The sequence below is a fragment of the Phyllobacterium sp. P5_D12 genome (assembly GCF_054049495.1).
In genome coordinates this window covers 1-9,190 of record NZ_JBFUMG010000153.1, presented here as the reverse complement: position 1 = coordinate 9,190, position 9,190 = coordinate 1, and the positions used below count along the sequence as shown (strand labels likewise).

Below are 9,190 nucleotides of genomic sequence, written 5' to 3'. Positions count from 1 at the left end.
AAGTTAGTGTGCCTGAGTGTGGTGCACGATGATTCCATCTGTTCCTTAAACTATACGGCCGAGACTGCGTCTCAATAACAGTAAAACCTCCAGGTTCATCGCGAAGGAAAGTCGAGCAAGCATCACACAGTTCGTGTATCGTTAGGCCATCACCATGCGAGGGGAATGGAGATGACCGAAGCTGCAAAGCGATATGCCAAGCATATCCGCGTCTTGTGCCTGCAACTTCTCGTTGGCGTCGTGTTGGTGGGCATTGCACCAATTGCCAGCCAGGCCCAGTCTTTCGAGCACGCGACAAAAGGCAAGATCTTGGCAGCTTTGCCAAAGTTGGAAGAGGCGGCGCAACAAGTCATCGCCAATGGCGGGGTCCCGGGTATTTCTATTGCCGTCGTCTATCAGGATGAGGTGGTCTACTTGAAAGGCTTCGGCGTCAGGGAAGAAGGGAAGAGTGATCTGGTCGACGCCGATACGGTGTTTCAGCTTGCCTCGTTCTCCAAGCCGATGGCCTCGACCGTCGTGGCGGCGATTGTGAGCGAAGGGGTGGCGAGTTGGGATTCGCGGATTGTCGACATCGATCCATCCTTCCAGCTTTACGACGCCTATCCGACCGCACAAGTGACCGTGCGCGATCTCTTCTCTCACCGCAGCGGCCTACCCGGAGGGGCCGGAAACGAACTCGAAGAGATCGGCTATGACCGCGACGCGATTCTTCAGCGGCTCCATCAGGTCAAGCCGTCGAGTAGTTTTCGGTCAGAGTACTCCTACAGCAATTTCGGCCTTACCGCGGGTGCGGTCGCCGTAGCAAAAGCGGCAGGCATGAGTTGGGAAAATGCGGCAGATGCGAAGCTCTACAAACCGCTTGGAATGTCATCAACCAGCTCGCGCTATGCCGATTTCCTGACGCGAACAAACCGCGCCACGCTCCACGTTCCGCTCGACGGCAAATGGCGCGCGCTGGCCAAACGCGACCCCGACCCGCAGTCACCTGCAGGCGGCGTCAGCTCCGATGCGCGGGACCTTGCTCAATGGATGCGGCTTCAGCTCGGCAATGGCAATTATAATGGCAAGCCACTCATCGACGGAGACGCGATTGGCCAGACCCATCTGCCGCTGATGGCGCGCGGCAAGAACCCGGTGTCCGGCGGATGGTCGTTCTACGGTCTCGGCTGGAATGTGGAATATGGCCGGTATGGCGAGGGTTGGAGCCATGCCGGCGCGTTCAGCACCGGCGCTCGAACACTGGTCAGTCTGCTTCCTGCCGAGGAGCTGGGCATCGTCGTCCTTACCAACGCCTTCCCAACCGGCGTGCCCGAAGGTCTTGCCGACACGTTCTTCGAGCTCGTGATGACCGGAAAGACGACGCAGGACTGGGTTATCGAATGGAACAACATCTACGGGCAGCTCTTTGGGCCGGCGATCGAGGCCGCGATCAAGCGTTACGGGACACCTCCCGCCTCCCCGCTGCCAGCGCTGCCGCTGTCTGCCTATGCCGGCACCTACTTCAATCCTTATATTGGCAAGGCAGTAGTAGCTGAAAAAGATGGCACGCTCGAAATTCGCCTTGGGCCAGAAGGCAAGTCGGTTTTCCCGCTCAGCCATTTTGATCGAGACCTCTACACCTACCGGCCATCCGCGGAGATGCCGACCATGCCCGTTGCGGTCACGTTCGAAAYTGGGTCAGATCAAAAGGCGGCCCAGGTCAAGATCGACGACCTGAACGAGCTTGGACTTGGCGTGTTGACTCGCATCGGGCCAGCGCCAAAACACTAACCCATTGAAATTGTTGGTGGGCCCGGAGGGACTCGAACCCCCAACCAAGCGGTTATGAGCCGCCGGCTCTAACCAATTGAGCTACAGGCCCCACCTGAAATCAGACGCAGTGGAACTGGCCGTGCGTCTCCCGCGATCAATAACGGGAAAAATCGCGAATGCAATCCCTGACTTGGGTTACCCGGCGCTMTTGTTTTGATTTCCAACGGAAATTGCAAGCAAAGCTCACCCCTTTTCCTGTTCCGCAAGCACCAGCAAGCGGCGGGCACTTTCCTCATCGGTGATGAACACTGTCGGACGAACGAGCGCCATCGCGCCATAAAGCGCCCTGATCTTTTCCTTGCCGCCAGATGTCAACACCCGCGCCGGCACGCGCTGCACCGTGTCGATACCTACGGACATGACGAGATCATGGATGGGATGGTCCACCAGCCGGCCTTCCTTGTCGTAAAAATGGAACAGAAGATCGCCAACTGCGCCGCGTTCCGCCAAGGAGGCCTGGTGGCCCTGGTTAAGGAAACCGATGTGGTAGGGCGTGCTGGAGGCCGTTTCGATAGCGCCGACACTGAGCAGAACGAGATCAAGGTCCTCGGCCATCTCGAACACGCTTTTGAGGCCGCAGCGTTCAATCAAGGCGGTTTTGGTCTCGATACTGTCCACCATGGCAGGAGCGGGAATGAGATACCCATCGCCCTGGAACAACTGTGCGAATTGCCAGGCAAATTCCGCCGGGTTGAACCGCCGTGGCTGGCTGATTCCGCCAAGCAGCGAGATAACCGTAAAGTTCTCAAGCGCCCGTGCTTCGAGATAGGACAATGTGTTGAGAAGCGTCCGCCCCCAACCAACGCCGACACGCATGCCATTGCTGACGATCCCGGACAGATAATCTCCGGTGGCAGCCGCTATCGCCGGGATAGGGTCGTTGTCCGGATGGGACAGTGGCGCGATGATCACCTTGTCGAGACCGAACTGTTTCTCCACCTGCCTTTCCAGTGCGACGAGATCCGAAAGATAGCCCTGGATTCCGATCTTGACTTCGTTGCGCGCCCGAGCCTCGGCCAGCATGCGCACAATGGTCACACGTCCGACGCCGAGGATTTCGGCGATCTCGTTCTGCGTCATCTGCTCGATATAGTACATCCAGGCGGCGCGCATGCGCATCCGGCTGATTTTGGTGTCCGGCTGCCCCACATCCAGAGGAGTCTTTTGGAGGCTCTTGGTCGTACCATTCGTTCGCTTGCGTCGATCGCTCAATCATCCCCCCTTTGATCGCTCCCGTTCCTTCAAAGCAGCAATGCTGCATCAAGCCGGGCGACCTTCACACTACACCTCACGAGAATGTTGTTTAGCAGGCCAAGAAAAAAAGGTACAAACGATTATCCACCTGCGCGCAAAGGTACGCCATCATGATCCGGGATATTTCAAGCGAGATTGTCGTCAGTTTGAAAGACCGGCTGCGCGATGTACGCCACCTGATCAGGGCAAGCCGGCAGGATAGCAAGCCCGTACCTCAGAATCTGCCCGATATCTTGTTCGGTAAGGCCGCCCGCGCCATGGACAAGGCTTTGACTGCCGCAGAGACAATTTCGATCTCTCTGGTTTCACAGGATCCGGCGGCCCATTCGACGACCATCGAAGCGCGCAGTCTCGATGTCTATTTTCCCGCTGATGCCGGCAAAGGCGAGGCGCTGTTCCGGCGCGACGCCTACTACCTGACAAAGCGTATCTTGAGCGTTTTGGGATCGCATAATGCGCTCATTCACGAATCAACATTCGCATCCGTCCATTCAGCGGTGATTCGCCGTCATGCGGCTTTGTTGTTCGGCGCAAAGGACGGCGATCTGAATAACATTGCAGAGGTATGCGCCTGGCTGGCGATCGAGTTGCAATCGCAATATCAATCGGCGCATTTGCCATTGCCCGGATATGGCGGGCAGCAGCCGGATCTGGACACCCAGTATTTGTGCTTTTCCGCTATCGCCCTCGCGATCGGTCTTGCCACCTATGCGGATCATGAACCGGACGATGAAAGATTGGTCGAGAGCGCGTTGTTGGCTCTACAAGCCCGCGGGGACAAATTCGATCAGGCAATCGGCACATCGGATAAGGTAAAAGCCTTGTCCGAACTATTCGCCTTTTTGATTCCCCACCTGCCCTAATTCCCAGACGCATTTTTTTGCGCGTTGAATGGATGCCGGACTCATGCTGAGTTCCGTCAGCCCCATATTGACGAATGCCGGGATGAGATCAGCGCGGCCTGCGGCTTCGCCGCACATACCGACCATGATTCCAGCCTCGACACCAGCCTTCACCGTAAGCTCGATCGCTGCCATCACGGCCGGATGCGTCACGTCATTCAACTTTGCGACAGTCGGGTTGAGGCGATCAGCCGCCATGATGTATTGGGTCAAGTCATTGGTACCGATGGAAAAGAACGCAACCTCTTTGGCCAGCATGGGTGCAATCATGACGGCTGCTGGTGTCTCGACCATGACACCAAGGTCGAAATTCGCGTAGTCCCTCCCCTCTGCTTTGAGTTCTGCGGCACACTCGTCGATCAGGCTGCGCGTAGCGCGAACTTCGCCAAGATCCGAGACCATCGGCAACATGACCTTGATGTTGCCATGCACGGCGGCACGCAGGAGCGCACGCAATTGCGGTTTGAAAACATCCGGGCGGTCGAGGCACATGCGAATACCGCGCCAGCCGAGAAACGGATTTTCTTCATCCGGAAAATCTATACCGGATATCGGCTTGTCGCCGCCAATATCCAGCGTGCGGACAATAACAGGGTGTGGCGCGAACGCTTTGGCAAGCGTCGTGTAGGTTTCGGTCTGCAAATCCTCTGATGGCAGATGAATGTGCCGCATGAACAGCAGCTCGGTGCGGAACAGCCCAACGCCCATGGCACCGGCTTCCTGCGCCGCTTCGATCTCCTCCAGGGAGCCGAGATTGGCTGCGATCTCGATGATAGTGCCGTCAGCACGCCTCGGTACGATATCCTTATAAGCTTTCAACGCCTGCCTTTCCGTTTCGGCGACGCCGACTTGCGCATGGAAGCGATCGACCGTCGTCTGGTCAGGATCGGGAAAGACATCACCATTATTACCATCCAGCGCAACGCTCTTGACCTGCTGCAATTCCTGCACGGAAGGTCCAAGCCCGAGAACCGCAGGGATCCCGTGCGCACGCGCAATGATCGCGACGTGCGATGTAGCGCCACCATGGCCGCATATCACACCGGCAATGCGCTTCAGTGGGGCGCGGGCCAGATCCCACGCGCCGATGTCGTCGGCGATCAGAATTGCACCGTTAGGGATGGCCTCAAGATTGGCATCGTCCTGCCCCAGTAGCGCAAGGCAAATCTGCCGCCCGACTGCGTTCACGTCGTCAGCTCGGGCATTGAGGTAAGGATCATCCATTGAAGAGAAATCCGCCGCAATTCTTGACGTGGCGCCAATGACCGCAGAAACCGCATCCATGCCTTCCTTCACCAGCGCTTCCGCAGCCTGTGTGAGTTCATCGTCGCAGGCAATATCCTTGAGAGCGGCGATAATGCCGCGGTCGCTTTCTGCGAGATTCGTCGCGGTCAATGACATATCCATGCGATGCTGTACGGTCGCGAAAGCCTGCGTCAGCCGCCCGGCCTCTGCCGGTATTTCGTCCGCTGCCAGCAGGCGGTTTTCGTGTTTGATCTCCGCCGGAAAAAAGCCGAAGGCTGGCCCGATGGCAACGCCTTCGCTGGCAGCAACCCCGCGCAATTTGCCCGTTGCCGAGGCGTTGGAATTTGTCGAGAAGGCCTTGGGCTGAACAAGCGCAGGTTCGGCAGATGCTTTTTCAGCTCGTTCCTCTTCCGCGGTGCCTGCATGCGGATCTTCAAGGTATCCGATCAGTGCTTCGATTGCCTCGATCTCATCGGCACCCCTCGCCCGTACGGTAACTGTCTCGTTTTCCTTGACGCCTAGCAGCATCAGCTTCACGGAACTCTTTGCACTGACGGATTTGTCGGCCTTGATCAGCTCGATATCCGATTCGAAACCCTTTGCGAGTTTGACAAATCTGGTGGCTGGCCGCGCATGCAATCCATCGTGCACCCGCACTATTGTCGAGCGYTCCATTCAAATCTCTCTTCGATAATTCATTACCCGATGGTAATCGTCGTTCCAACTTTCAACGCCGATACCAGCTCAGCCGTATCGATTTCCGATGCGCAAATTTCGCCTGGGCGTTCAACTTGATCGGACCCATTGAACGTAATGACCACATGTCCAATATCTTTGACCTTCTGCCAGGCATAATCGCCAATACCGGTGATGCTGGCAGAGACATCGCCAATATGAATTGCGGCCCCTACTGGCGGTGTCTCGTCAGAAGGCTTGCCCTCGACAGCATGCAGGATCGAAACCTCTGCAAGTTCAGGTGGCGCGCCATCCGCAAACAGAATGACCACGCCTCCCTCGGCAAGATCCGCCACCTCAGGTCCAACGGCTGTTACCCGTGTTTTCAATAGGACTGACATATGGCGAACCTCTTTTTCTTCTTATTGAACTCAAAATACGATCAGGCTAACGATCCAGGCTATAACCACCGATACAGGGCCCATGATCTGGCGACTGATCAGAACCGCTGGCACACCGATTTCGATCGTCTTTGGCTTGGCTTCACCCAGCGCCAGACCAACCGGGACAAAGTCACAACCTACCTGCGTATTATAGGCGAACAGTGCTGGCAGAGCCATTGCTGGTGAAATCGTGCCATTGGCGATCTGTGGACCGATAATCGCAACGCCGATGACCTGGGCGATAACCGCACCTGGTCCCAAAATCGGCGACAGGAACGGCAGGCCGCAGATGGCTGAAAGGATCAGCAAACCGACGATATTGTTGGCAAGCGGTCCCATTGGTTGCGCCAGCACATCGCCGATCCCGGTATAAAGGATAAAGCCGATGAGCATGGTCACGAAGGCCATAAACGGCAGAACGTTGCGCACGACCTGATCGATGGTACGGCGACCGGCATTGAAGAAAATGCCGACCACACGGCCCATAGCTCGCCCGATAGTGCTGATAAAGCCTATTAACCCACCTTCACCGTTGTCCGACGCTGCAGTCCGGCTTGCCATGGATGCGGCAAGTTCTGCGGGCGTGGGCGGCGAGTCCTGGGACGATCTTGCTCCTGCAACTGCTGCCGGCTGTGAGCCGTCGGCGAGTTCGATATTGGCTTCCTTCACGCCCGAAACGTAGATGTCTTCAGTAATGAACTGCGCCAGGGGTCCTGCTTGGCCGACCGGCGTCAGATTGACGGTCGGAATACGTTTGCGTGGATAAACACCGCAGCGGGCCGTACCGCCGCAGTCTACGACAACAACGCCCATCTCTCCTTCAACCGGGGGCGCCTTGAAACCATCAACCGCCTCTCCGCCCGTGAGTTCTGCAATGCGGCGTGCGACAGGATGAATGCCGCCACCGGTGACGGACACGACCTTGTTACGTTCTGGCGTCAGCTGAATGACGAGCGGGCCGCCCCAACCATTACTGCCTCTGGAAATTTTTACTGCTTTATAGGTCTTTGACATTTTACTTCCCCGCCGCGACTTAAAGTTCGATGCCCTGACGGCGTGCCATGATGGCAGTAATGCGCTCGGTCAGCATGCCCTTCAGCAGAATGACAACCAGACCAACGAGCGCGTACCAGATGGCGACGTTGATGTGATAGCCGACGGGAACCGCGCCTTTTTTCTCAAGTTCGAGAAGCGCGACGAGAATACCGCCCCAGACGAAATATTCGCCGGGATTAATGTGCGGGAACAGGCCAAGCGGTGGATGCACATAGGATACGGCTGCATCATAGAACGCGGGCTTGTGCTTTTCTTCGAGGAACGAACCGAACGTATAGGCCATCGGGTTTGTGAGGAAGAACACGGAAAGCACGGGCAAGACGGTGTAGCGCGTCAGCGCGATACGACCTGCACCGCGAGCGATGCCATGCACGCGTTCTTCGCCGACAAGCTCCGTCAAAGCGTAGAATGCGGTCATCAGCACGACAAGCGTCGGGATAATGCCTGTTACAAATCCGGCGAAGACCTCGCCGCCCTTCTGGAAGATACCGATGAAGTATTTACCGATGTGGGTCAGCCAGCCGAGCTGCTCCTCCTGCTGGACATTCTTCAGCTTGTCCTTGAATTCCTCGACAGTGATATCCCCCGTCGATTGCGCAAGCACGACAAGATCGTTGCCCGCATGCGTGATGGCCTGTTTGCCGTGGAGCGCCGCATCCGAGACCATCGATCCCGCCACCGAAATATGGTGCGCGGCGATGTCCGCATGTTGCGCCAGCATTGTTAAAATTGACATGTTCCCTCCTCCTTATCGACCGTTTTCCAAACGGCCGTCCCTATGCGTTGACTGGCTTGATCCCGATTAGACCGGGCCGCTTTGGTTCTGCCCTGGCCTTGTCTATCTGTTCGATTGCGCGCTCCGCCGCCTTGGCGATATTCGGCTCCCCCAGACCTGTCATCACAGGATCGGTGCGCAATGCGTTCAGCGAGATACCCTCAAACTCCTCGCGCCGCTTGAATTTCGCAAAAACCGACCTGCCGCTCATCACGAGAAAACGTTGAACCGCAAGGTCCGGCGTAACGAGAATGAGGACGATCACACCCTTGCCAAAGCGGCCGCGAACATTGCCCGCGCCAACAAAACCATCATTGTATTTGGAAGTGATGCCTTTCATCACATCGCTATAGTGGCGCATCTGGTACCAGACGCCCAGTGATTGCAGCGCCCACAAAATCCCAAGGGCCAGCAATCCCCATTGCCACATTGCCATGTCTTCAACCTCCCAACGCCCGACCGCAAACATATGCTATGATCGAACGAAAAAATATAGAACATTTGTTTTTTGTAATGTCAATATGTATGATTTCGGTTCTGTTAAAACTTGGCTTGTGCTGCATCACGGCGTATGACGTGATACAATAAATTTAAAGGTGAGAAGGCATGGATTTTCTGTTCAGAGACGAATTGGTCCATATGCCGGATTTACGGCACCGGCTTCGCCAACTGCGTTGGTTTCGCATGGCTTTTCGCAAGAATGCCGCGCTGATTGCGGAACACTACGGATATCAATTTGCCATCGATGAAACCAGATTGACCAAGGCTTTTCTCAACTGGGTCGAGACGGTTGAACAACAAAAGTCCTATGCGCAGATCGATCGCAAGGATTTCATCATCTTCGCCGCAGGACTCGTGCTCAAAGAGCTTATCACCATAGGACCGGCAACAGTCCGAAGCCATCCCAAGCAGAGCGATTCGCAGCTGACAGAAATGCAGGAGATTATCGCGTTTTGGCCTGAAGGCTTCCTCTATACCAATTACTGTGTCGGTGCGATCGCCGCAATTTGCGAGCAGGAATTCGGTAT

General features: G+C 56.3%; 9 protein-coding genes and 1 tRNA gene. 3 read left to right on the top strand and 7 right to left on the bottom strand.

Going from position 1 to position 9,190, the window contains the following annotated elements:
* Window positions 1–171: 171 nt before the first annotated feature.
* Window positions 172–1,770, top strand: a complete 1,599-nt coding sequence (locus ACXJ5O_RS12300) for a serine hydrolase (protein ID WP_457300134.1) — start codon at window positions 172–174, stop codon at window positions 1,768–1,770.
* 14 nt (window positions 1,771–1,784) lie between these two features.
* Here ACXJ5O_RS12300 and ACXJ5O_RS12295 read toward each other — a convergent pair.
* Together ACXJ5O_RS12295 and ACXJ5O_RS12290 are read right to left on the bottom strand one after the other, a co-directional pair.
* Window positions 1,785–1,861, bottom strand: a tRNA-Ile gene (locus tag ACXJ5O_RS12295).
* Window positions 1,862–1,995: 134 nt separating this feature from the next.
* Complete coding sequence (locus ACXJ5O_RS12290; RefSeq protein WP_457300133.1) at window positions 1,996–3,024, bottom strand: sugar-binding transcriptional regulator; 1,029 nt, start codon at window positions 3,022–3,024, stop codon at window positions 1,996–1,998.
* Between the two features lie 152 nt (window positions 3,025–3,176).
* Here ACXJ5O_RS12290 and ACXJ5O_RS12285 point away from each other — a divergent pair, with 152 nt between their 5' ends.
* A complete protein-coding gene (locus tag ACXJ5O_RS12285) occupies window positions 3,177–3,929 on the top strand; it encodes a hypothetical protein (RefSeq protein ID WP_457300132.1) in 753 nt (250 codons plus the stop codon).
* On the opposite strand, the gene ptsP is transcribed toward ACXJ5O_RS12285, so the two are convergent.
* The 5 genes from ptsP to ACXJ5O_RS12260 are packed head-to-tail and all read right to left on the bottom strand — an operon-like array spanning window position 3,897 to window position 8,598.
* On the bottom strand, window positions 3,897–5,888 hold the full coding sequence (gene ptsP, locus ACXJ5O_RS12280) for a phosphoenolpyruvate--protein phosphotransferase (protein ID WP_457300131.1): 1,992 nt from the start codon (window positions 5,886–5,888) through the stop codon (window positions 3,897–3,899). The two genes, ACXJ5O_RS12285 and ptsP, sit on opposite strands and share 33 nt — an antisense overlap.
* Before the next feature lie 23 nt (window positions 5,889–5,911).
* Window positions 5,912–6,289: a PTS glucitol/sorbitol transporter subunit IIA gene (locus tag ACXJ5O_RS12275; RefSeq protein ID WP_210005548.1), complete on the bottom strand. Its 378-nt coding sequence runs from the start codon at window positions 6,287–6,289 to the stop codon at window positions 5,912–5,914.
* Window positions 6,290–6,319: 30 nt separating this feature from the next.
* Complete coding sequence (gene srlE, locus ACXJ5O_RS12270; RefSeq protein WP_114433042.1) at window positions 6,320–7,345, bottom strand: PTS glucitol/sorbitol transporter subunit IIB; 1,026 nt, start codon at window positions 7,343–7,345, stop codon at window positions 6,320–6,322.
* A 19-nt stretch (window positions 7,346–7,364) separates the two neighbouring features.
* Window positions 7,365–8,123, bottom strand: coding sequence for a PTS glucitol/sorbitol transporter subunit IIC (gene srlA, locus ACXJ5O_RS12265; protein WP_112531724.1), 759 nt, complete (start codon window positions 8,121–8,123; stop codon window positions 7,365–7,367).
* 40 nt (window positions 8,124–8,163) lie between these two features.
* Window positions 8,164–8,598 carry a transcriptional regulator GutM gene (locus ACXJ5O_RS12260; protein WP_457300130.1) on the bottom strand — a complete coding sequence of 145 codons (435 nt, stop codon included), beginning with the start codon at window positions 8,596–8,598 and terminating at the stop codon, window positions 8,164–8,166.
* A gap of 170 nt (window positions 8,599–8,768) precedes the next feature.
* On the opposite strand from ACXJ5O_RS12260, the gene ACXJ5O_RS12255 reads away from it, so the two are divergent.
* Window positions 8,769–9,190 (top strand): hypothetical protein (locus ACXJ5O_RS12255; RefSeq protein ID WP_457300129.1); only part of this gene is annotated, 422 nt, incomplete at its 3' end.